This window comes from Asticcacaulis biprosthecium C19 (assembly GCF_000204015.1).
Lineage (GTDB): Bacteria > Pseudomonadota > Alphaproteobacteria > Caulobacterales > Caulobacteraceae > Asticcacaulis > Asticcacaulis biprosthecius.
Genome location: NZ_GL883080.1, coordinates 781,291 through 804,648, shown reverse-complemented (window position 1 = coordinate 804,648; position 23,358 = coordinate 781,291). Strand labels below are relative to the sequence as shown.

Here is a 23,358-nt window from a genome sequence, read left to right as displayed (position 1 = left end):
GGCGCGACCATGCAGGACACAGCAAAAGCGATGAGCAAGAGCGGCAAACCGGCCGCCGTGCTGGGCGTTGTCCTGGGCGCGGCCTTGCTGACGCTGGGGCTGGCCAACCCGGCGATGCGCGGCGAAGACGCTCCGGCGCTTACGTTCGACACCGTCTTTCACGGCAAATGGGCGGAAGCCTTCTCGGCTGTCTTCGACAAGAAGCTGCTGATCCGCGATCCGTCCACCCATGCCTGGACGGCGGCCACCTACGGCCTGTTCCATGAAGGCCGCGACGGTGTCCTGGCCGGGACGGATTCCTGGCTGTTCACCAAAGAAGAGTTTGAAGCGCCGCGCCTGAGCACCGGCATTGCCGATACGGTCGCCGAGGCCAACTCCGCGCGCCAGGCGCTGGACGCGCGGGGCGTGCGTCTGGTCATCGCCATCGTTCCGGCCAAGGCGCGGATCTATGGCGAACATCTGGGCGGCTATCGCTGGCCGGCGGAACAATCAGGTTTCTACGATGCGCTATTGAGCGAACTGCGAGGGGCCGGCTTTACAGTCGTCGACCTGCGGCCATCGCTATTGGCCGTCAAGGCAGAAGCGCCGGCCTATTTCCGCACAGACACCCACTGGACGCCGGCGGGCGCCCAGGCCGCTGCCCAGACGATCGCAGCGGAGGTCGAAGCTGCGGGTGGCATCAAGGCGCAGCGTCAGGGCGAAGAGATGCGCGTCACCTATGGTCCGGCCCAGGTCCTGAACGGCGACCTGATGACCTTTTTGCCACTGGGGACCACGTTCGCCGCGATGGCACCGCCGGCCGACAGCCTGAGCCTGCCGGCTTTTGCCTATGTCGAAACGGGCAGTGGCGGCGGAGATGGCGCCGGCGACCTGCTGGGCGACTCGGCGACCCCGGTGATTCTGGTCGGAACCAGCTACAGCGCCGACGAGAGATGGGGGTTCGCGAAGTTCCTAGAAAAGGATCTGGGCGCCGATCTGGTCAATGTCGCCGACAAGGGCGCGGGGCCGTTCGTACCGATGGACAAGCTATTGACTGGCGGCACGCTGGCGGAAGCGGCGCCGGAACTCGTTATTTGGGAAATCCCGGAAAGATACGTTTGGATGCGTCCAAGCGAGGCTGAAGGTGGCATAAAACAATGAATTTCAAACCTTTCCTTTCAAGGACAGCCACAGGCTCGACCGCAGGAGCCCTGGCTCTGACGGTCTTCCTGGCCGTCCTGGCTGGCTGTGCGCCGGGCGCCGGGACGCCGTCGGTAACCCAGTCCCCCGACACCGTCAGGGCCGAGGCAGCCTACACCCAGGCGCAGAAACTCACCGATCCGACTCAACGGGAGGCCGAACTGGCGAAGGCCATGCGGCTGTACGACCAGGCTACCTTGTCCGATCCGGCACTGGGCAACTCGCCGAACTTCTCGAACCTGCTCAAGGACTATTCGACCCTGCTCAGCCAGCGCGGCGGCAATGCCGCCCTGCCCGTGGAAACCCGCCGCGAACTTCTCACCAGCGCCCGCTTTATCTCCGAACGCCAGCCCGACGCCGTGACCGGAGCACGCGACCTGCTGTCCATCGCCCGTCAGCAGATCCGGATCGGTGACTACCGCGCCGCCGTCGACACCCTGACCGCCGGCTATGTCCGTATGGCGAAAGTCCCTGCGGCACAGCGCGATCCGGTTGTCGGCGACATGGCGCGTCTGCTGGCCCTGGCCGCCGGGCAGCGCGACCGCGCCACCGCTTGGGCGACCGAAATCACCGATCCCGTCCGCCGCGGCGCCGTCCTGTCGGACGTCTCGCGCTGGAAATTGCGGGTGGGCGACTTCACCGCACCGGAACTTGCCAGCTTCCGCGACCAATCCGTCGCAGAACTGGACCGCCGCAGCCCGGAGTTGCTGGATGCCGCCGAAACGCTGAGAGTCAACGGCAACACTGAAGCCGCCCTGGCCGCCGCTCTGGCCGCCCGGGTCGGCACGCCCGATCGCGACAACCTGCTCCTGACCCTGGTTCAGGAAGCCACGACCAACGAACAGCGCGATGTCGTCGAGATCGCCGCCTTCGGTATCTCTTCCATTGCGCAACAGAACGAGGCCCTGTTCTTCCTGGCCATGGGCAACACCGACAGCCCGCGCCTGTCGATCGCTGAACGCCTGACTCAGAGCTTGACCGATACCACGCTCAAGGCGCAAGTCCTGTCGCAGGTGGCCGCCGCCTATGCCAAGTCCCACGTTACTCAGGCTGCCACGGCGCAAACTCTTGAGACCGTGAAAATCACCTCGTTCTTCATGCCGCGCGCCGCCAAGTCGCGGATCAATGCCAACCTGGCCCTGGTCGACATCTATTCCGGCGACTACCCGCGCGCCCTGATGTACGCCAACCGCATCGGGGAGCCTGACCACAAGACGAAAACCCTTCAGGAGCTGGCGCGGCGGGCGACGAGCAGCCGCGATTGGGCGACCGCAGAGAAGGCCATCAACGGTATCAAAAGCGCGGGGCAGCGCGAGCAGGCCGCCCTTCTGAGGGCCGTCCTGCTCGCGGCAAAGGAACAGCCCGACGCCATCGCCAGCCTGGCCAAGAGCCAGACGTCGCCCGGAACCAAGGCTTGGGTCCTGGCCTATGCCGCCGACGCCTACGCCAAACGGATCGAGCCTGCCAAAGCCTTGGCCATCGTCGCCCAGATCGAAGCCCTGCGCGCCAAGGCGTCGTCGGTCGAGGAAGTGCAGCAGACCGCGTCGGCGGCGGTCTTCGCCCTGGCGTCGACGGGGCAACCTGTCAAAGCCGAGGCTTACCTGCTGGACGCCATGGCCGACGACAATGTCCATTATCTCAACGCCCTGACCGAATTGGCTGCCGCCTGGGCCAAGGTCAAGGATACCGGCCGCATTGACCAGGCCGTGGCCTGGGCGCTGGACGAACACCAGGCCTCGGACATGCTGCAACGTGTCGTCCGCGTCTTCTCGGACAAGCACGAATACGAGGTCGCCGCCCTCTATGCCCGCCAGATTCCCGACTACCAGGACCGCGTCCGCTCGATGCGCCAGTTGGCCGCGGCCAGCGCCGAGGCGCTGGATATTTACGGTGTCCTGGACGGCGGCGTGACCCGTCCGGACAATACTGCCCGCGAACGCCAGGTGATCCTGAAGGGCCAGGCCGCGACCTATTACAATATAGGCAATAACAAGGTGGGCGAGTCGATCCCGACACCGCCAAACCTCAACAGCTACAGCCGCCAGGCCGTCAGCGACAACATCCCGGTTGCAACGGACGGGGGTGTGTATGTCATCCCAATGGAATACAGCTACTACAACACCAAGTTCGTATCCCAAGTGAACAACACCTTCCGCCAGATCGGGGAAAAGGTCTTCCCGGTCCAGGCGCAAGGCACCCGCTATCCGCGCTACATCCACATCGAGTCCGGCGTCCTGACCTTGGAAAGTCTGGCGCGCCACCTCAATAGCATCGGCGAAGGCGAACTGCTGATCCGCAAGGGTTCGCGCTACATGTTGAATGTGCCGTTGCTCGTCGGCCCCCAGGCCAGCCTGGTCATCTCCGGCACCGATGCCGAGGAACTGCGGCTGAATTCCAACACCGGCGTCTTCATCGTCAATGCCGGAAAACTGTGGTTGCACGACATCACGGTCGCTGGCTGGGACGCCGCCGGCAAGGCCTATCCCAAGCTCGATTTCGACAGCCGCAACCAGTTCCGCCCGTTCCTGATTTCCTGGGGCGGCTCGCAGATGCACGCCGACGGGTCGCACTTCCATCACCTGGGCTTCAACGGCGCCAAGGGTTACGGCTTCTCATATTCACAGGGTCCGATCCTGGTGCAGCAGCACCGCCCCGGCGCGCTCAACCGCCCCACCGGCATGGTTGTCGACAACAGTTTCGAGGAGATGTATTTCGGCTTCTTCACCAATGCCGCCGACGACATCGCCCTGATCGGCAACGAATACCGCAACAACCTGATCTACGGCGTCGACCCGCACGACTATTCCAAGCGCCTGATCATCGCGTACAATGTCAGCTACGGCACCGTGAAGAAGCACGGCATTATCGGATCGCGTGAAGTCGATGACTCATGGATTGTCGGCAATATCGTCTTCGACAATCACGGCACCGGCATCATGCTGGATCGTATTTCTTCCGGAAACCTGGTCTATGCCAACCGCGTCTGGGGCAATGGCCAGGACGGCCTGGCCGTGTACGAAAGCCCGTGCAACATCCTGGCCGGTAACCGGACGTTCGAGAACCACGGCGACGCGGTCAAGGTCCGCAACAGCACCGATATCGGCATCTTCCGCAACCACCTGATCACGGCCCAGCGCGCCGGGGTGAACATCTATGTCGGCGACCCGAAAGAGGTCATCGGATTCCCGACCCGCGACGCCGTGAAGGATCCCTACACCAAGTTCGTGACCGTCGCTGTCGTCGACAACGTTATCGACAAGCACAACGGCACGGGTATTACTGCCACCGGTTTCGGTACGGTCGCCGTTAAGGGCAACCAGTTCTTCGGCTCGACGAAAAAGCTGTTGCAGGGCGACCTGGAACCGCACGGCCGGGAAATGCTGCGCCTGCAAGGGGAAGGCGTTGTGGTCCGGTCCAGTTGCAGGGCCGTCAATGTTCCGAAGGTCTGTCCGTTCCTGAACCAGGGCTATCTCAGCGGTGTGGTCGAGGAACTGCCGCCTGCCAACGGCGCCGGCATGATCTGTACCGGCACTTTGGATCCCGATCAGGAGACGGCGGAAGCCGGCGCCGAGTTCGACAGCGAGGAAGACCACGCATCATGACGAAATCAGCTTTTTCCGGATGGGCAGCGTTTTCCATAGCCCTGACAATGGCCGCGGGCGCCGGCGCCGTCGGTATGACGATGTGGCAGATGCGCCCCGAATCCAGATTGCGCGCCATCGTGCTGGCGGCCGACCAGGCCGTCAAGGAGCGCAAACCGAAAGCCGCCTGGACGCAGATCGAGAGCCTGCGTGCGGTCAATCCGTGGGCGGCCGACTACTATCAGGCGCGACTGCTGATGCGGTCGCCGGAACTGGCCGCACCCGGCGCCGCGCCGGGCCAGTCGGCACAACTGCTGCGGCGCGCCGCATCGGCGCCGAAATATGCCGACCGCGCCCGGGTGGCTCTGGCCGAACTGCTTATGGATCATCCTGAACTGGCGCGGTCCCCCGACGAAGCCATGACAGCGCTGCGCAGTGCGGCGCAGAGTGGCAACCGCAAGGCGGCGGTGATGCTGGCCGGGCAGTTGACCCAGCGGCCGGATTCCGACAAAATGGAGGTCCTGCGTCTGCTGACAGAGGCCTCGGAAACCAATGCCGGGGCGGCCAAGACCCTGGTCACCATGATCGAAGGCCGGTCGCTGCCGGTCAAGAGTCGCGCCCTCACTGACGATATCCGCTACCGCCAGTTCACCAGTAGTCTCTATGACGCCAAGGGCGGCGATCTCGACGCCATGGTCCGGGTGGGCGATGCCTACCGCACGGGCGCCGGCGTTGCCAAGGACATCGCTCTGGCGAGCGAGTGGTACAACCGCGCCGCGGGGCTGAACAGCAACACCGCACGGATGCGGCAGATAGATGTGCTGCGCCTGGAGGGCACACCGGAGTCGGCGCAGAAGGCTCACAGCCTGGCACTGGACGCGGCCAAGGACGCCACCTCGGTCGGCGCCCTGACCGAACTGGGCCTGGATTTCAAGACCGGACGCGGTGTCCCCGCAGACCTGGTCAAGGCGGAATCCTATTTCCGCCGCGCCGCGGCCATGGGTTCGGCCTCGGCCAAATACGAACTGGCCGACATGCTGCTGAAACGCCAGCCGTCCAAGCCGCAGGACGAGGCCGAAGCCGTCGCCATGCTCACCGATGCTGCGCAAATGGGGAATCCCGGCGCCTCCTGGGTCCTGTATGGCCTGTATGACAAGGGCCAGCGCGGCCTGACCGCCGATCCCGCCCGGGCCTTCGCCTATCTGAGCCAGGCGGCCAAGGGCGGACGCACGGCGGCGCGGACAGAACTGGCCAGCCGCTACAGCAGCGGCGACGCCGTCGTCGCGCGCAATGAAGGCGAAGCCTTCCGCTGGGCCGGCAGCGCACTGGACAGTGGCGCCACCTCGACCAATCTGCTGCTGATCATGGCCGACGGCTATGCCCGCGGCGAAGTGGTGACCCAGGACCGGCTGCGCGCCAAGGGCTATCTGGAGGCGGCGGTTCGACGCGGCAGCCCCCGCGCCATGCGTAAACTCGGCGCCCTGTACTTTACGCTGCAGCAGCCGGATGCGTCGCAACAGGCCGTCAAATGGCTGCGAGAAGCGTCGCGCCATGGTGAGACCGATGCCTATATCGATCTGGGCCGCGCCTATGCCAGCGGCGCTGGCGTGCCCGTTGACGCCGCCCGCGCCTTTACCTTCTTCGAAGAGGCGGCCGATGCCGGTAACCTGACCGGTCTGATCGAGATGGGCCGAAGCTATGCCACGGGCTATGGCGTCGCCAGGAACCCGCAACGGGCGGCCGAACTGTTCCTGCGCGCCGCCAATGCCGGCAGCGCCGAAGCCATGATCATGCTGTCCTACAGCTACGAGGTCGGCGACGGCGTACCGCAATCTCTGCCAGAAGCCCGCGCGTGGTTGAAGCGCGGCGCCGATTCCGGCGACGCCGAGGCCCAGTACTGGTACGGCTTGTATATGCTGGATGGCCGCGGCGGTCCGGCAGATCGCGCCGGCGCCCTGGCACTGTTCGAGCAGTCCAAGGCCGGAAAATTCAAGCCGGCCGGGGCCATTCTGAACCAGATGAAGCCGAAACCCGCTGCCCCCAAGCCGGTCGCACCCGTTGCGCCGCAAGCCACCCCCGCTCCGGTTCCCGCCGCTCAGGTCGCCGCCCGCCCAACCGCTTCCGGGCCCGGGCCTTCCGCAAAGGCAAAATCATGACCCCGACCACCACCCTCAACTGGCGCCAGGCCCTGCTGGCAGGCGTGATGGCCGCCGCCGCCGTCCTGGCCGCCGCCTTCCTGCTGCTGGCCGTGTCACGCCTGACCCAGCCCACCCCCACGCTGAAAAACGCTTTTGCCGCCCGCCAGCTTGTATCAGACGAAGCCGCCCATCGCGCCTTCACCAAGCTGGGGCGGGTCCGCGCCGACTGTGAAACCGCCGGCCTGATCCTGGCGGTCGAAAAGTCGTTTGGGCGCTATATGTTCGCGCCGCAGTTGCCCAAGGACCCCGACGAGGTACTGAACACCTGCCAGACGGTGCGCGACCTGGCCTATGGCGACCCCGGCCTGCAGGCCGACACCCGGTCAGCCAAGGTCAATCCCATCGCGCTGCGCGGCGTAACGCGTCTCGCTCTGGGCTTTATTCCGCTGCAGATCTGGCAGATCGCCCTGGCCGTCGCGGCCCTGGCCATTGGTGGCGCCACGGCCTTCTTCCTGGTGCGCACCCGCCGCGCCAGCGTGGTCAAGCTGGCCGTACTGGGCGCAGCCAGCCTGATCGCCGCGCTGTTCGCCGCAACCAGCCTGTCGCTGGGCATCGGCGCTCTGTTGTGGCCCACCGCCCTCGCCGCGGCCTTCTTCGTTTCCGAAAAGTCGCCCTGGCGCCTGCTGGCCGTCTGCGGCCTGCTGGGCGCCGGAGCCGTCGCGTTCGATTACGGCGCGGCCCTGGGTGTGACCGTCCTGCTGTCGCTGCTGTTTGGGCTGGCGGTTCAGAACACGCGCCCCGGCCTTCTGCTGACATGCGCTGCCGCTTATCTCGGCGCGGCAGCCACGGTGGTCATCATCCTGGCCCTGGCCCAGGCCAATGTCCGTGGCTTCGGTTTCCTGGCCACGTTACCGTTCGTCATCGAACGGTTCACCGACGGCGTCCTGCTGCTGGGCGACGACGGCGCCGCCATCGCCGCCCGGTCCGGTGAGAGAATTGGCAAGCTGCTGGCCCGCTATAACGGCTGGAGCGCCATCGCTCTCTATGCCGGCCTGTGCGCCGTCGCGTTCAGCGGCTGGGCCCTGTGGCTGAAAGGTCATAAAGGACTGGGTGTTCTGATCCTGGGCTCCGCCGCCGGAATCGTTCTGTGGAGCCTTTTCGCCTTCGACCGGCTGTCGGCTCAGCCGCTGCAATTTGCTTCCCTGCCTCTCCTTCTGCTCGGCTACACACTGGCGTCCGTCGTGGCGACTCTGGTGGTCAAGCCCTCCACACCGCTGGAACCTGCATCATGATCAAGACCTCCCTCACTTGTTTCGCTCGCCGGCTGCAGACTGGACTGCTGGTCGCCCTAATGGCCGTTCCATCCCTGCCCGTGACCGCCGCCACGCCCGTAGTGCCTGCGGCTTCAGGCATATCGGGGCCTGGTCAGCCTTCCTGGATCTGTAATCAACTGGAAGACGCGCAATACTATTCCGATGAAAGCTATATCTTTATCCGCAGGGGCAAAGGCGACTGGCTGTTTCGCAGTCACACCGATTTCAACGTGTATCCGCCTGTCGCGGGATCATTGGTCAACAATTTCGCCCATCTCAACAAAGTCCTCAAGGCGTCGAATGTTCGACTCGCCGTTCTGGTAACGCCACCTCGCGGCTCGATGATGCGCGAATTTATCGATCCGGCGGCTCGAAACACAGAACGGTATTCGCCGGACATAGCGATGCAAAGCTATCAAAAAACGCTGAGCCGGCTGCGGTCCACAGGAATCTTCGTGCCGGATGTTACGGCCGCGGCCTTGGACAACAACCTGAGCCTGCCCGGAACTAACAGCCAGTTCTACCTGTCTGGCGACATTCACTGGACTGCCTATGGCGCTTATGTGACGGCCAACGCGACAGCGCGCGAACTAGCGCGGCATCCCGAGTATCGGAATATACCAAAGACGGAGTTCAAGACAGCTTTGGGAGCCGTACGGGAAGAGCAACAGATGCTGCGGCTTGAAGCCAGCAGAATTTGTCATTCGACCTACAAGGCGGACAAGATCAGGGCTTTTGAGACGGTCAGGGCTGCCGCTGGCGCCGGAGGCAATCTTCTTGATGGCGGTGATGTCGAGATCGCCCTCGTCGGGACCAGCTTCAGCGTCCGCCCAACCGCCAACTTCAGCGGATTTTTGCGGCAGGAACTTCGGGCAGACGTGGCAAACTACGCTATCGGCGGCGGCGGCTTCGAAGCCTCAATCCTATCGTACCTGTTGTCGGCCGATTATCAAGCTGCCAAGCCCAAGGTGCTTATATGGGAAATGCAATACCACAACCTCGACGGAGTTGCGTCCTTCCCCCTCATACTGGGGGCCGCAGATGGCGATTGCGGCAACAAGGCGCTGGTTGCGGGCAAGGCCATGCCCGTCAAACACGGCAAGATTCCTATCATGGCACTTTCGACGGCGCAGCGCTCCAAGATTCGGGGACCGGTCAATGTTGTCGTCAATCTGACGTCTCCCGATGCACGGCAATACCGGCTTACGGCAACGTACACGGACGGCCGACAGGATCAGTTCGATATCGATGCCAGCCGCTGGCCGCACCCGGCAAACAAAATGATTATGCGACTGCCGCGCGATGGCGGCGAGCTTGCCGACGTATCTTTAATTCCCCATCAGCGCTTGTCCGGAACGGCCGCTGCTCACGTGTGCCGCGCTTCGAGCTGAGCCGGGTCACACACTATCGGCACCAAACAAAAGTGTCAGGTCGCCGCCCAGGCGGTGACCCACCAATGGTCGATAGTCTTTCATCCAAGGCGTCAGGCGATCGTCCTTGAAGCGGGCGTAATAGGGCTCCATCCAGGCCAGTTGGGTCTCCTTCAGTGTCCCGTCGAGGTCCTGCTTTTCGCCGGCCCTTTGCGCGAAGATCGCCGGATCGCGCAGTCCGTGAACCACGAAACCCGCTAGACGTTTGATCGCACCATCGTTCAGGTCGTAAGGGTCGGCCTGGCCGTTGGCGATCAGCGCCTCGGCGTGAAGCACCAACGGTCCTAGGGCAAAATTGTGGTAATGCAGCGCTTTGCGGCGGCGCTCCATTTCCAGCGGCAGCACGCCGTCCGGCTGGACCTGGGCGCAGGCGCGTTCGAACCCGGCTTTGGCCCAGGCAAAAGCATCCTTGTCGTCGCGCGCGATCGCGGTGGCGCAGACCGCCCAGTTGGCCCAGTAGCGGTGGTTGTTGGAGCGGCTCTTCTTGTCCTGACGGTCCTCGAAATTGGCGATGACCAGGGCATTGAGCCGGCCCAGCCAGTCGAGAACCTCCCGGTTGGCCGAGGCGCTGAGGTAGGGGTCGGTGCGGATCTTCAGATAGCTGCCGGCGAGGCTGGCCAGGGCCCAGGCCTGAACCATGCGGCCCTGTTCGGTGACGCCCTTTTCCAGCGCCCCCGCCTCGGCCCAGCCCGCCAGCCAGTGCAGGACGCATTGTGCGATCTCGCTGGCCCGCGGGTTCGAGCGGACATAACGGTCAGAGATGCGCGTCAGTGGATTATAGAATCCGCTGACCTCTTTCAGCTTTTCCTGGTAGTCGTCTTCACGGTCTGCGTCCTCGACAGACGAATTGGTGCCGGGCTTGTACTTCGACTCGTGATCCAGAACGGTCACGGGCTCCGGCGCGCGGTCGCAATCCAGGTCGGTCGCAGGTTCGCCGCGCAGGCTGCGCGCCATGGCCACGTCGAAGGGCGACACCAGGCCCGGAAACTGAAGGTCCGGCGCGGTTGGATCATAGGCCGATGGGGCCGCCGAGGCCCGCCGGCAGCCACCCGCCATGGATATGGCTGCCATGCTCAAGGCGACGAACGCCCGGCGATCGATTCTTGACATGCTGACACCATATCTTTGGGTTCGAAAACCCATACCTGACAAGGAAAACTGACCGTTGTGCGTCGCACAATTTTGTGGCCAATTCGTGTCAGTTGGTGCCTTGGTTAACCCTTTAGATCACCAGGATGTCGGAAAACCCAATAACCGGCGCCCCCAACAACTGGGCAAACTGAATCTGCGCCTTGATGCCGGTTCCATCGGCGTCATAATACAGGGCGCCCGACGCCGAATCATAGATGATCCTATGGTCGAGGCTGGTTGCGGACGTCCCGGCGACGAAGGCTTTTTCCGTTCCGACCCCGACATCCAAGGCGGTAAAGACCAGATGATCGAGCACGATCTGGTCCCACCGGGTCTTGAAATCGGTAACGGTGTCGAGATTTTTCGTCGCCGACAGGGCGCTGTCGAAAACGAACCTGTCACGTCCCGCGCCACCGGTCAGCAGGTCGTTTCCGCTACGTCCGGTGAGGTTATTGTCCCCGGCCCCACCGACCATGCGGTTGTTACTGCCGTTGCCCGTTGCCGATATGACGCCAGCCGCGACGATGTAGACATCTTCGAGATAGTTGCTCAGAACGATGCTGGCCGAGGTGCGAACGACTTCGAAGCCCCCGGTACTGATCTCAACAATCTTGTCCAGTTCGTTATCGACATAATAGCTGTCATTGCCCAGGCCGCCCGCCATGGTGTCGGCTCCGGTTCCGCCATCCAGAGTGTCGTCCCCCGCCAGGGCCGTCAGCGTGTTGTTCTCGGCATTGCCCAGCAGACGGTTGTTGAGGTCGTTGGACGTTCCCGTCAAGGCTGAGCCCGTTAAGGTCAAGTGCTCAACATTTGCGGTCAGCTTATAAGAGACGCTGCTCACGACCTGGTCTGTACCAGCCCGGACCATTTCGACGACCTTGTCGCCGGCGGCATCGACAAAGTAGGTGTCGTTGCCTTCCAGACCTTGCATCTGGTCGTTGCCTGCGCCCCCGTCCAGCAGATTGGCCCCCTGGTTTCCCGTGAGGACGTCACCGTTCCTGGTGCCGGTGGCATTGATATCGTTCGTTCCTGTCAGCTTCAGGGTCTCGACATTGACCGACAGGGCATAGCTGACCGATGCGTAAACGATGTCGGCGCCTTCGCGAATATATTCGACGACGCGGTCCGACACATTGTCGACGATGTAGACGTCGTCGCCGTCACCGCCGAACATGGAATCGGCCCCTGCCCCGCCGTGGAGACGGTCTATGCCGCCGCCGCCATACAACTTGTCATTGCCGTCGCTACCATTGAGGATATCATCACCGTTCAGACCGTACAGGATATCGATATCGTCACCACCGCGAAGGACATCGTCCTTCGCCGTCCCGCTCAGGGAAACCGCAACATGTGAGAGAGCTATACTTGCCAAGCCACCCAGGCCTGCGCCCGCGCCATGTCCGAAATCCAGGGCGTAGAAGGCGGCGATACCGACGCCTGTCCCCTTGGTCTCATTGACACCCAGGTAAACACCACTCTTGAAGTAAAAGCTGTCATCCGCCCAGGCATTGCTTATCTTCGTAATCGACTCATAGGTATCGCCATCGGCATAAACCCTGACGATCAGCAGGTCGTCTTTTGCCGAAATGTAATAAGAAAATTTTTCGCCGAGATCGATGTCCGCAACCTCACCCGCTGCATTCAGCAGCTCGAACTTCGTTTCGATGTCAGAGGTGCCAGCTTGTTCGTTGACGAAATACACAGTGCCGTTGTCGTAGTAAAGACATGCCAGTTCCTGAGACTCGCCGTGAACCTGGCCGACGATGATTCGCCCCGGGGTTCCGTCTGCAAGAACCGGGGTCCGGTTAACCGACAATGTCGCCGTCAGAGTTCCGCCCTCGTTCAGCCCCCACGCCGCCAGGCCGCCATTTCGCATTTCGCGCAGTTCAGAACGGGCATAGGTCGAACCCGTCGTTGTCGCACCTTCTACCGCAGCGCGAAAAACCATGGCCCCGTCAGGTGCAACATAGAAGAAACGGTCGTCACTATACCCGACCAGGTTTAGAACTTCGACGGCCTTGCCGTCATTCTCACCGTCGCTGTCGACGGGCAAGGTTAACTTCCAGTGTGTGAGATCAAAGTCATCCGAATTAAAATTCATCATCCATGTCCTTATGATGCAGCCTATCCTTGAGCTGAAACCTGTGTTTTTTAAGGAAACAAACAATGTAAACAGGAAGTAATTTACTTGGGAAACAAAGTGCTTATACTTTAGGTTAAAAACGCCTTAATTATTAAAATTTCCGAAGTGACCGGCATTTCGCCCGCGCAATATCGCTTTTGCGATAGAAATTGCGTCGCGCTGCAGCATTGAATTGTGGTGAGTATTTCCACTTTCTTATCCGAAATTTCATTGCCAGGTGCTATCGTGTGCAAAAAGGGATCGGATACATGCCACAGAACCGGGTTACCATGCCAAAACGTCGTCAGGTTACTCAGCCGATCCTGTACAGTGCTGCCGACTATTACGGCCGCGACGACCGGACGGGTCCGAACGGCGCAGAGCCCATGGCGCCAGCCCGCGAAGACGATCACGACTTCTATGCGCGTATCTGCGATGACCTGTCCGATCAGGCGGAGGTTGTCATTGTCGGCAACAGGAACAGCGTGCGAAATTTCCACGACTTCGTCCAAACCAACCGTCGCGGCATATCGGCCATCATGAATTACGAAATTGCCACTGACCTCGACGACGGCCAGTTTGCCGTCTTTACGCGCGACTCGTCATCGGACAACTGACGGCGAGCGCCTTCGCGCCTTAACCGCGACCAACTGCGTTCTTTTAACAACAGCACACTGGCCTGATGGGCCGGTCACAAACCCCTTCGCCCCGGCCCTTGCCTGCGCGTCGTGGCGGATTTGCATCACGCGACGATGAATGCAAGCGTACAGCAGACGCGTTGCACATTTCCGTTGCAACGCGCCCGGGACGGCGTTATGCCTGAAAAAACGTAATCACACATAATGATGATTACTGATAACTAATTTGGCGCTTCGGCGCCTGACAGGCCCAGGAGACCACATATGACCCACCGGACCCATCAGCGGGGACTTCGCTTCAAAGCCTTGACAGCCTTGCTGTTGGCGGGTGTATCCCTGCCCGCTCTGGCCCAGGCCCAGGACACTGCGCCCTCCGCCGAACCCATTCAGGATGACGGCGTCGAAGTGGTCATCACCGCCGAACGCCGCAGCCAGCGCCTCAGCACCGTCCCTATCGCCGCCACCGTTATTTCGGGTGACATCACCCGAAAAGGCGTGACCAGTGTCGCCGATTTGCAAGCGGTTGCGCCGTCCGTCGCCATCAATACCTTCAACCGGTCGACCTTTATCAATATCCGCGGCGTCGGCATCGCCCAGTCGGCCCCAACCTCCAGCCCTGGCGTCGCCTACTATATCGATGGCCAGTTGATCCCGCACGAACAGTTCATCGGTCAGAGCTTCTACGACCTCAATTCGGTCGAAGTCCTGCGCGGGCCGCAGGGCACCCTGACCGGCCAGAACTCCACCGGCGGCGCCATCTATGTCCGCACGCCTGAGCCAAAGTACAACCAGTACAGCGGCATGCTGGACGTGACCCTGGGCGACTATGGCAAGCAGCGGGTCGTCGGCGCCGTCAATGCCGGTTTCAACGACAATGTCGCCCTGAGAGTCGCCGCGGTCATGGACCAGCGCGACAGCTACACGACCAACATCTCGGCCAAGGCGCTGAGCCAGCCCGGCAATACCGACCTGAGTTCCGTGCGCTCCAACCTGGCCATCCGCTCCAGCGACGACCGGACGAAGTTCAACCTGCGCCTGGAATGGTTCGACCTGAAGACCGACAACAACGCCGTCAAGCGCCGTAACGACACGGTATCGACGGACCCGTTCGAGATCCAGGAAGACGGCTATTCCTACATGAACCAGAACGGCAGCCGGGCCTCGATCGAGGTGCGCCATGCCCTGACCGACGGGTTGCAGGTCCGCTATCTCGGCTCGTTCCAGCGCGGCTGGAACCGCGACCAGACCGATGGCGACCGCACCGATACCCGTCCGCCGCGTCCGCCCGCGGGCAACACCGGCCGGGTGTCCAACGCCTATCAACTGACGGCGACCTCGATCCACGAAATCAACCTGATCTCGACGGATGACTCGCCGATCCAGTGGGTTTTGGGTGCCTTCCGCATGGACGAAGACATCGACCTGCTGCTGCTGCGTGACAACAACCATGTCGACTATGTCAGCACCGTCACCTCCACGTCCAAGACCTTTGCCGTCAACACATCTGAGTCGATCTTCGGCCAGGCGACATGGAAGGTCACGCCCAACTGGGAACTGCTGCTGGGGCTGCGCAATTCGACCGACACCCAGGTCTATACGCGCTATGCCGCCGGTGGGCCGCTGCTGGCGGTCCCGGTGGTTGGCACGGCGGAATCGGCGGAATCGACCGGCAAGATGGCGGTAAACTATCACACTGACGGCGGGTCGCTGGTCTATCTGTCGGCGTCCAAGGGCTACAAGGCCGGCGGGGTCAACCTGACGCCCAATACGCCCAATTTTGGTCCGGAAACCAACTTCGTCACCGAACTGGGCTTCAAGACCAAGCTGTTCGACAACCATCTGCGCGTGAATGCCGACGTCTTCATGTCGGACTATCGCGATATCCAGCTCTCCAGCCTGGTTGGCGCCCTACCGACGACCCAGAACGCGACCTCGGGTGAATCCAAAGGCGCCGAGCTGGAACTGATCGGCAATTTCGGCAATCTCAGCTTCACCTTCGGTGCCGGTTATCTCGACGCGAAATTCTCGCAAAGCGCCTGCATCTCGGACACCAATGCACCGGGAACCGATGCCGGCTGTCCGACCAATCTGCGGTCGGTACCCGCCGACCGGGTCCTGCCATTCTCACCGGAGTGGACGATCAATGGCGGCATCCAGTATGATTTCGACCTGGACGGCGACATGGTGCTGACACCGCGGCTGCAGTGGTCGCACATCACCGAGCAAAATGCGACGCCCTTCCCCAGCCTGAACACCATCGTACCGGCGCGCGATGTCATCGATGCCCGCCTGACCTGGGACATCAACCCGTCGTGGCTGCTGGAGGGGTATATCAACAACCTGACGGACGAGGTCTATATCGCGTCGCAGATCCAGTCTTCGTCGTCGGCCGATGGCGGCATTATTTACGGCGCGCCGCGCACCTATGGTGTGCGGGCTCTTTTCAAGTTCGGCGGGTAGCTTCCGTTCCCGTCGCGGCTACGATCGCTCCCGGTCGTGCCCTTTCCCCTGCCGGATGGCCTTAGCGCCATCCGGCTTTTTTGTGCCAAGTGTTAGAACTACCAATGACGGGAATGACAAACGCCCTCCTCCCCATTTCATGGGAAGGGGGACCGCGAAGCGGTGGAGGGGTACAGGGAAAAGACGTCGCGACGCGGATTCAAGACGTTCTTGAAAGACATAATATGTAGAAACTTTAATAACTTAAGAGTGTGTTGCGCCGTAAGAATACCCCTCCACCGCTTCGCGGTTCCCCTCCCCACTTCGTAGGGAGGAGGGCGTTTGTGACGTCTTTTGGTGTTTAATTTGGTGTGTAGCAGCTAGCGGTCAGCGCCCCACCAGTTTCACCGGCACAACCAGGGTGCCGATTTCGGGCATGCGTGTCGGGATGATCTCGCCGGCGATCTCGATCGCTGAGGTCTTTGCCAGCAACCGTTCCAGCGCAATGCTCAGCTCCAGCCGCGCCAGACCAGAGCCCGGACAGGTGTGCGGTCCACGTCCAAATGCCAGGGAGTCCTTCATGTTCGGCCTGTCCAGGCGGAAGGTCTCGGCCGCCTCGAACACGGTTTCGTCGCGGTTGGCTGAGGCATAGATCAGCGCCACCGGCTCGTCCTTCGGGATCGTCACGCCATGCAGGGTCACGTCCTGCGTCGGCGTCCGAGCGAAACCGCGATAGGGCGTGTAAAGCCGCAAGAACTCCTCCATGGCGGCGGGGATAAGCTCGGGCTCCGCGCGCAACTGCGCCTGCAGCTCCGGATGGCGGCACAGATGGACGACCGTCGAGCCGAACACCACCTGCGGCGCGATGATGCCGACCACCAGCACCTGACGGATGGTCCCCAGGATCAGTTCGTCCGGCAAAGGTTGGCCATCCACCCGCGCGGCCAGCAGCGCCGAGGTCACGTCTTCGTCCGGATGCAGCGGAACAGCCTTGCGGCTTTCCAGCAGGCCACGGGCCATGTCGTAGAGTTGCAGGCTGGTCGCCTGGGTGGTGGTCTGGTCGGCCGACTGCACAGCCGCGCCATAGACCCGCGCCACATCGGCCAGCCACAACTGGTCCTGCGGCGGCAGGTTCATCCACTCGGCAAAGACGCGGATCGGCAGCACCGCGCCATAGTCGGCGCAGATCTCGCCGCCCCCCCTGGATAGCATGGCATCGATCAACTCGTCGCAGACCTTGACGATAAACGGCCGTAGGGATTCCACCCTACGTTCGACCAGCACCCGGTTGATGGCACGGCGATAGGGCGAATGTTCGGGCGGATCTAGATGCAAGGGCGGCCGGCGGCCGGTCGTCGCCACCTTGGGGACGACATTCTGCACCGTCGTCGTAAAGGCGGCATAGTCTGCGGCGGCCCAGGCGACATCGGCATGGCGGGTCAAGGCCCAGAAACCGCCCCAGGCGTCGGTATGGGCCACCGGACAGCCGGCGCGCAGGCGGCGGTAGTCCTCGTAAGGGCTATCCAGGGTTTCGGGGCGCAGCGGATCGAAATCGTCCATGGGTTTTAAACTCGGAAAACGGCGCCGGCATCGCGGCAATCATCAAGGGTGAGTATCTGCCTGGCCAGGCGGTGGGCGTCGTCCCTTGCCAGTGGACGGGCGCTCATGGCGGCGCAGGCGGTGAACTTGGCAACCAAGTCGTCGTCACTCAAAGGCCGCGACGGATGCCCCAGGGCCTGATGCTCTTCGGCCGTCAGGACCCGGCCGTCGGTCAGGGTGACGACCAACCCGCCGGAAGTGGCGCGATCGCGGCCCCAGTCCGGCCGGTCCAGAGGCGTCACCTTGGCCGCCAAGGCCAGGATGGCCGGGTCGCGCAAACTGCTGGCGTCGAACTCGGCAAGGGTCACCCGGCCACAGACAAGGGCGGCGGCCACGGTGAAGGGCAGGCTGAACTTGGCGTCGATGGCGGTGGCCGGGGCCTGTTTGCGCGCCAAAGGCTCAACCAGCATGTGCTGGACCTCCCCGGTCATGACCTGGACGGAGGCAATGTCGCCCGGGTTGAGGTCAAGGCGCAGGGCCAATTCGATGGCGGTATGGGTGCCACGGCAGGCCGGCCAGGGCTTGAAGCTCAAGGCCTCGCCGTACCAGCGCTGGCCCATACCGTCGAGGATTGGGCCGGCGTCGTAATGGCCACCGGCATAGAGGCTGAAGAAACCGCCCTCGCCTTCCAGCGGCTGCTCGAAACCGGTGACGCCCTGGGTAGCCAGAAGCGCTGACACGACCGCGGCTTGGGCCGGAAAGGCTTCGCGGACGGCGCGCAGGACGGTGCCGCGACTATGGCGGATTTCGCCGGGCGCGCCCAACTGGCACAGCATCAGCGACAGGGCATCACGGGTGCGCGTGGCATTGAGGCCCGCCAGGCGCGCCGCCACGGCCGACGCCCCAATGGCTCCGAACAGCATGGGCGGATACCAGCTGCGCTCTTCCAGCGGCCGGGTCAGGCTGTGACCCAGCCGACAAACCAGGTCGCAACCGATGGTGAGCGCCGTTATCAGGTCATGCCCGCTGACCGGCTCCCCGGCCTGGATCATGGCCAGGGCGGCCGGGATGGCCGATACATTGGGATGCAAGGGCACGGCGTCATAGGCGTCTTCGAAATCGAGCGCGTGCCCAAACGCACCATTGGCCAGGGCGGCGAACGGCGCCGCGGCGGCACCGTGGCCGAGGATCGAGCAAGGTCCCTCGCCTTGGGCCATGGCGACAAAGGCCCTGGCTTCGGGGCTCAGACCGCTGGCCGCCAGCATGACGCCGACACCGTCCAGCAGGAAACGCCGGGTGGCATGCCGGGCGGGCTCCGCGATGTCGGCCGCCCCGGCGATGTGCGCGCAGATGTCGTCGGACAGGGTCACGGCTTGGCGAACCGCGGCGCAAGGGCCAACAGGAAGATCGCCCCAATGAGGATACCGGCGCCGGTCAGCTCGGCCGAGGTCGGATGCGGCAGGCCCCATACCCAGGCCATGACCAGGGCGGCGATGATCCCGGCCAGCAGAGAGGCCGAACGTTCCAAGGGCACGCAGTAGCTGTTCTCCCGCTTGTCGAGCAGGATGACGGCCGCCAGGACCGAGATGATGGTCAGCAGGAAGCCATTGACGGCCAGCTTCCAGATAACGGGATCGGACCAGACATGGATGAATCCGTTGGTCAGTTGGTCGGCCTGTTTGCTGATCCCGCTGGCCGACAGCAGGTACAGGGCCAGGATCGACAGCGGCAGGGCGACGATCTTTTCTTCAACAAAATAGCGCCGCACCGACGCCTCGTCGCCGCTCTTGGAAATCTTGGTCATCACCGCCAGGCGCAGGAAATAGCCGATGGTGTAAAGCACGATCGTGGCGATGGCCAAGGGCGGCAAATACAGGTTGCCGCGGGCATTGAGGACCACCAACAGAGCGACGCAGACCATGACCAGGGCGACCCAGCTCCACCATTTGACCTTACGGCCGAACATCAGGTCGACGATGGGTGCGATGATCAGGATATCGCCGCGCATTAAAAGCTGGATAAAGGGGATGCTGACGCCTTCCAACGTAAAGGACAGCGGCACGGTGAACAGGACCAGCGAGGTGCCGATCCCCGACAGAAACGTATAGAAGGTCGGGACCGGAATGCGGATCGGGCCGGCCTGAACACCATGGGCGTCACGGTGCCAGCCCGACAGCCAGAAGAAGGCCACTGTCAGGACCATGTTGACGATCAGGGTCGCCGGCAGGGTTTCCAGGCCGCTTAATGGCCGACCGAACGCCGCCACGGCCTGGGTCGTGGTAAGCTTGGTCAGGATGATGTTGGGAATGTAGGTGATCAGGTAGAAGACGACCGTCATTTCCAGCGGCAGGGTCCAGCGCAGGGTCTTCATCCGATACCTCCCACGACGACCAGGTCGCCATCGATTGTGTAGTCGCCATTTAACCCGGCTTCGGCGGTGACGGCGCGCATATAGTCGACGGTTTCGGTGAATTTCGGATCGTCCGGCGCGGTGAACCGCGGCACGGAATCGCGGCCGATATGGACCGGGTGGAAGCCCGCGCGCACCACCTTGCCCGCGCTCACCTCCAGCCGCGCCACCATCGACAGGGCCGAGGCCTTGGGGAAGTTGTACAGGCTGTCGAAATCCGGAACCCAGTCTTCGGCCAGGGTCTGGATCTCCTTGAAGCTTTTCGAACTGGCGTGGGCTTCGTCCATGCGCAGGTCGCAGGCGAAATTGCACAGCGAATGGAAGACCGGCCGGCCATCGATGACCTCGACCCCTTTCAGGATGTGGGCATGATGCCCGAAAATAGCGTCGGCGCCGGCGGCGATAGCGGCCCTGGCCACCTCGCGCTGATAGTCGGCGATGACCGCGCGGACAAAGTGGATGCCCCAATGCAGCGACACCACAACGACGTCGGCTTCGGCCTTGGCGGCGCGGATGTCGGCTTCCAGCGCCGCCAGGTCGCCGCGATGGGCAAAGGTGTGGATGCGCGCCGGCGTGCCGGGCTGGTCGTGTTCGATCTGTTCGTAAAGCGTATGCGCCCGCATCGGCGCGCAACCCGGCCGGCGCTCTTCCGCCCAATAGGCCTGGGGCAGGATGGAGCTGTACGCCAGCACCGCCACCCGGCTGCCGTCGGGCAATGTCCGGATCACCGGCTTGCGCGCCGCGGCGATATCCGGACCGGCGCCGACCACGGCGACGCCCTCGCCTTCCAGGTGGCTGATACATTCCAGCATGGCTTCGCTGCCCCAGTCGAGGCAGTGGTTGCCGGCCATGGAGATAACGTCGATGCCGGCACGCGCCACGGCGCCAGCGCCGGCAACCGGCGCCAGGACAGCATGACGCGCCTGGGGCAAGCGCACTCCCTTGGCGGCAAAGGTGGTCTCCAACTGGGCCAGGGTCAGGTCGGCGGCGGTCAGGCGCGCTCGTACGGCATCATAGCTGGTGTCGGGATCGGGTCGATCCGGCGCAATGTCCCCAACCGCCAGAATAACGCACGCTTCCACAATCCACCCTTGATAATTAGTTATATTTTAGAACAATATACGCCATGGTGATATATGCAAGGGCTTGCATGAATTTTTGCAACGGATCTTTGATGACCGAAACCCCGGCCAAGGCCTTGTCTTTTCCCGAATTCGCCGCCCTTGTGTCGTGCGTCATGGCGATGACGGCTTTGGGGATAGACGCCATGTTGCCGGCCCTGCCGGAGATCGGCCGGTCGCTGCGCGTCGATAATGCCAACCACCTGCAATGGGTGGTGGCGATTTTCTTCTTCGGCCACGGCCTGGGCCAGCTTATCTTCGGGATCTTGTCAGACTGGCTGGGGCGCAAGCGCATGCTGCTGATCGGCATCGGTTTGTTCGCGGTGCTGATGGCCGCCACCGCCCTGGTGTCCACCCTGCCCGCCTTGCTGACCTTGCGGTTGCTACAGGGTGTGTGCGCGGCCTCGGCCAGCGTCGTCACCCGCGCCGTGGTGCGCGACCTCTATTCCGGCGCCCAGATGGCGCGGGTGATGTCGACCAGCTATGTCATGTTCCTGGCTGTGCCGGTGCTGGCGCCCAGCCTGGGTCAGCTCATCCTGCTGGTCCTGCCCTGGCCGGCGATATTCCTGGCGATCGCGGTTCTGGCCGCGGCTGTGTGCGCCTGGATGTGGCTGCGCCTGCCCGAAACCCACCCGCCGGAAAGGCGCCAGCGCCCCAACCTCCGCCGCCTGATCAGCGTCGCCCTGTTCGTCCTGACCCAGCCGGTCAGCGTGGTCTATACCCTCGCTGTGGCCTGCATGCTGTCGACCATGCTGGCCTATGTCTCGCTGATGCCCCAGATCTTCCACGATGTCTTTGCCAAACCGCAGTGGCTGGCGCCGGTCTTTGCCGTCTGCGCCTTGGGGATGGCCGCCGGGTCGGTGTTGAACGCCACACTGGTCGAAAAGCTGGGCGTGCGCCGCATGTCGCACACGGCCCTGGTGGTCTTCATCATAGTCACTTTCATCCACATGGTCTGGGCCTTCACCGGCCAGGAAACCCTGATCAGTTTCGTGGTGCTGCAAGGCCTGACCATGACCGCCATGACCCTGTGCACTGCCAATTTCAACGCCCTGTCGATGGAGCCGACCGGCGCGGTGGCGGGGACCGCGGCGTCGCTGCAAGGGGTTTTCACCGCCGTGGTCGGTTCGTGCCTGGGCGGTTTTGTTGGCCAACACTGGACCGGCGACATCGCGCTGTTGCCGCTGGGGGCCTGCCTGTGCGGCGCCCTGGCCTTCGCCTGTATCCTGGTCGGCGACCGCAAGCGTCTCTTTGGCTAACTGCACCCGCTTGCACAGATTTTTTGCAGTGCTATCAAGGAACTATGAAACTCGACCGGCGCAATCTCAAACTGGACGACGTGGCGGCCCGGGCCGGCGTCTCGGCCTCGACCGTGTCGCGCTATATCAACAAGCCGTCGGTCGTCGCCGAAGACACCGCCCAACGCATCCAGAGCGCCATCGATGCCATCGGCTATGTCCCAAACCTGGTCGCCGGCGGGCTGGCCACCCAGAAAAGTGACCTGGTCGCCGTCCTGATCCCGCACCTGACCAGCACCGTGTTCAGCGACACCATCGAGGCCATGGTGAACGAGTTGTCGGCCTCGCAGCATGTCGTCATGCTGGGCGTGACCGGTTTGCAGCTTGAGCGGACGCGGGAGCTGGTCATGGCGGCCCTGTCGCGCCGTGCCGCCGCCATCATCCTGACCAGCGAGGTGACGCCCGACCTGCGCGACCTGTTGCGCAAGTCAAACACCAGCGTCATCGAGATCTGGGACCTGCCAACGGAGCCGATCGACATAGCCATCGGTTTTTCGCACGAAGCCATCGGCGAGGAGATCGCGCGCTTCCTGCACCTACGCGGCTATTGCCGGCCGCATCTGGTGACCAGCAATGCCAGCCGCGCACGCCGTCGCCGTGACGGTCTGGTGAAAACCTGGGCGGAGCTGGGCGGGGTCGCGCCGACCGAGGACATCATCGAACTTCCGGTCAAGTTCGGTCAGGCGCGCGGCGTTTTCGCCCGCATGAAGCGGCTCGAAGCCCGTCCGGACGTGGTTGTGTGTGGCACCGACCTGCTGGCCCAGGGCCTGATCATCGAGGCCATGTCCCAGGGGCTGAAGGTCCCCGATGACCTGGCCGTGGTCGGTTTCGGCAATGCCACAGTGGCGGGTGAAATGCGGCCGACCATCACTTCGGTCGATATCGACGGCAAGCGTATCGCGCGCGAGGCCATCGCCATGCTGCGCCGTCGCGCCGAAGGTGAGGTGTTGACGTCGTCACTGGTTGATGTCGGGTTCAGCCTGGTCGCCAGAGAGAGCGCGTAAGCGACCCGAAGAAGA

The 23,358-nt window shown here is 63.0% G+C and carries 15 protein-coding genes; 9 read left to right on the top strand and 6 right to left on the bottom strand.

The genetic code is table 11. From position 1 onward, the window contains the following. Positions 1-9 precede the first annotated feature (9 nt). Genes ABI_RS22005 through ABI_RS21985 form a run of 5 tightly spaced genes read left to right on the top strand, consistent with a single transcriptional unit; the run spans position 10 to position 9,602 of the window. Entirely contained in the window at positions 10-1,140 is a 1,131-nt protein-coding gene (locus ABI_RS22005; RefSeq protein WP_006275279.1) for an alginate O-acetyltransferase, read from the top strand. Then, positions 1,137-4,781 (top strand): right-handed parallel beta-helix repeat-containing protein, encoded by a 3,645-nt coding sequence (locus ABI_RS24015; protein WP_006275278.1) that lies wholly within the window; start codon positions 1,137-1,139, stop codon positions 4,779-4,781. Before ABI_RS22005 ends, ABI_RS24015 begins: the two co-directional genes overlap by 4 nt. Then, on the top strand, positions 4,778-6,916 hold the full coding sequence (locus ABI_RS21995; RefSeq protein ID WP_006275277.1) for a tetratricopeptide repeat protein: 2,139 nt from the start codon (positions 4,778-4,780) through the stop codon (positions 6,914-6,916). Before ABI_RS24015 ends, ABI_RS21995 begins: the two co-directional genes overlap by 4 nt. Beyond that, positions 6,913-8,190, top strand: a complete 1,278-nt coding sequence (locus tag ABI_RS21990) for a hypothetical protein (protein WP_006275276.1) — start codon at positions 6,913-6,915, stop codon at positions 8,188-8,190. The genes ABI_RS21995 and ABI_RS21990 overlap by 4 nt, the downstream gene beginning before the upstream one ends. Continuing rightward, on the top strand, positions 8,187-9,602 hold the full coding sequence (locus tag ABI_RS21985) for an alginate O-acetyltransferase AlgX-related protein (RefSeq protein WP_006275275.1): 1,416 nt from the start codon (positions 8,187-8,189) through the stop codon (positions 9,600-9,602). The genes ABI_RS21990 and ABI_RS21985 overlap by 4 nt, the downstream gene beginning before the upstream one ends. 6 nt (positions 9,603-9,608) lie before the next feature. Here the strand turns inward: ABI_RS21985 and ABI_RS21980 are convergent, their stop codons facing one another. Both ABI_RS21980 and ABI_RS24010 read right to left on the bottom strand, forming a co-directional pair. Then, a complete protein-coding gene (locus ABI_RS21980) occupies positions 9,609-10,751 on the bottom strand; it encodes an alginate lyase family protein (protein ID WP_157139054.1) in 1,143 nt (380 codons plus the stop codon). Positions 10,752-10,863: 112 nt separating this feature from the next. Beyond that, a complete protein-coding gene (locus ABI_RS24010; protein ID WP_006275273.1) occupies positions 10,864-12,873 on the bottom strand; it encodes a polysaccharide lyase family 7 protein in 2,010 nt (669 codons plus the stop codon). A 311-nt stretch (positions 12,874-13,184) separates the two neighbouring features. Between ABI_RS24010 and ABI_RS21965 the strand changes: the two genes are divergently transcribed. Further along, on the top strand, positions 13,185-13,511 hold the full coding sequence (locus tag ABI_RS21965) for a hypothetical protein (RefSeq protein ID WP_157139053.1): 327 nt from the start codon (positions 13,185-13,187) through the stop codon (positions 13,509-13,511). A 285-nt stretch (positions 13,512-13,796) separates the two neighbouring features. Further along, positions 13,797-15,992, top strand: a complete 2,196-nt coding sequence (locus ABI_RS21960; protein WP_006275271.1) for a TonB-dependent receptor — start codon at positions 13,797-13,799, stop codon at positions 15,990-15,992. 366 nt (positions 15,993-16,358) lie between these two features. Here the strand turns inward: ABI_RS21960 and ABI_RS21955 are convergent, their stop codons facing one another. The 4 genes from ABI_RS21955 to ABI_RS21940 are packed head-to-tail and all read right to left on the bottom strand — an operon-like array spanning position 16,359 to position 21,002. Further along, the gene (locus tag ABI_RS21955; protein ID WP_006275270.1) at positions 16,359-17,531 is read right to left on the bottom strand and encodes a cytochrome P450; all 1,173 of its coding nucleotides are present in this window, start codon (positions 17,529-17,531) and stop codon (positions 16,359-16,361) included. 5 nt (positions 17,532-17,536) lie between these two features. Then, positions 17,537-18,880, bottom strand: a complete 1,344-nt coding sequence (locus ABI_RS21950) for an MmgE/PrpD family protein (protein ID WP_006275269.1) — start codon at positions 18,878-18,880, stop codon at positions 17,537-17,539. Continuing rightward, complete coding sequence (locus ABI_RS21945) at positions 18,877-19,881, bottom strand: hypothetical protein (RefSeq protein WP_006275268.1); 1,005 nt, start codon at positions 19,879-19,881, stop codon at positions 18,877-18,879. The genes ABI_RS21950 and ABI_RS21945 overlap by 4 nt, the downstream gene beginning before the upstream one ends. Then, on the bottom strand, positions 19,878-21,002 hold the full coding sequence (locus ABI_RS21940; protein WP_050808391.1) for a CapA family protein: 1,125 nt from the start codon (positions 21,000-21,002) through the stop codon (positions 19,878-19,880). The genes ABI_RS21945 and ABI_RS21940 overlap by 4 nt, the downstream gene beginning before the upstream one ends. Before the next feature lie 92 nt (positions 21,003-21,094). Between ABI_RS21940 and ABI_RS21935 the strand changes: the two genes are divergently transcribed. Together ABI_RS21935 and ABI_RS21930 are read left to right on the top strand one after the other, a co-directional pair. Next, positions 21,095-22,300 carry a multidrug effflux MFS transporter gene (locus ABI_RS21935; protein ID WP_040309845.1) on the top strand — a complete coding sequence of 402 codons (1,206 nt, stop codon included), beginning with the start codon at positions 21,095-21,097 and terminating at the stop codon, positions 22,298-22,300. A gap of 44 nt (positions 22,301-22,344) precedes the next feature. Beyond that, on the top strand, positions 22,345-23,343 hold the full coding sequence (locus ABI_RS21930; protein ID WP_006275267.1) for a LacI family DNA-binding transcriptional regulator: 999 nt from the start codon (positions 22,345-22,347) through the stop codon (positions 23,341-23,343). The last annotated feature ends 15 nt before the right edge of the window (positions 23,344-23,358 follow it).

What these genes read in the sequence shown, in the direction of transcription:
- ABI_RS22005 (WP_006275279.1), top strand. Translation starts at nt 10, where the DNA reads ATGCAGGACACAGCAAAAGCGATGAGCAAGAGCGGCAAACCGGCCGCC.
- ABI_RS24015 (WP_006275278.1), top strand. Translation starts at nt 1,137, where the DNA reads ATGAATTTCAAACCTTTCCTTTCAAGGACAGCCACAGGCTCGACCGCA.
- ABI_RS21995 (WP_006275277.1), top strand. Translation starts at nt 4,778, where the DNA reads ATGACGAAATCAGCTTTTTCCGGATGGGCAGCGTTTTCCATAGCCCTG.
- ABI_RS21990 (WP_006275276.1), top strand. Translation starts at nt 6,913, where the DNA reads ATGACCCCGACCACCACCCTCAACTGGCGCCAGGCCCTGCTGGCAGGC.
- ABI_RS21985 (WP_006275275.1), top strand. Translation starts at nt 8,187, where the DNA reads ATGATCAAGACCTCCCTCACTTGTTTCGCTCGCCGGCTGCAGACTGGA.
- ABI_RS21980 (WP_157139054.1), bottom strand. Translation starts at nt 10,751, where the DNA reads ATGTCAAGAATCGATCGCCGGGCGTTCGTCGCCTTGAGCATGGCAGCC.
- ABI_RS24010 (WP_006275273.1), bottom strand. Translation starts at nt 12,873, where the DNA reads ATGAATTTTAATTCGGATGACTTTGATCTCACACACTGGAAGTTAACC.
- ABI_RS21965 (WP_157139053.1), top strand. Translation starts at nt 13,185, where the DNA reads ATGCCAAAACGTCGTCAGGTTACTCAGCCGATCCTGTACAGTGCTGCC.
- ABI_RS21960 (WP_006275271.1), top strand. Translation starts at nt 13,797, where the DNA reads ATGACCCACCGGACCCATCAGCGGGGACTTCGCTTCAAAGCCTTGACA.
- ABI_RS21955 (WP_006275270.1), bottom strand. Translation starts at nt 17,531, where the DNA reads ATGGACGATTTCGATCCGCTGCGCCCCGAAACCCTGGATAGCCCTTAC.
- ABI_RS21945 (WP_006275268.1), bottom strand. Translation starts at nt 19,881, where the DNA reads ATGAAGACCCTGCGCTGGACCCTGCCGCTGGAAATGACGGTCGTCTTC.
- ABI_RS21935 (WP_040309845.1), top strand. Translation starts at nt 21,095, where the DNA reads ATGACCGAAACCCCGGCCAAGGCCTTGTCTTTTCCCGAATTCGCCGCC.
- ABI_RS21930 (WP_006275267.1), top strand. Translation starts at nt 22,345, where the DNA reads ATGAAACTCGACCGGCGCAATCTCAAACTGGACGACGTGGCGGCCCGG.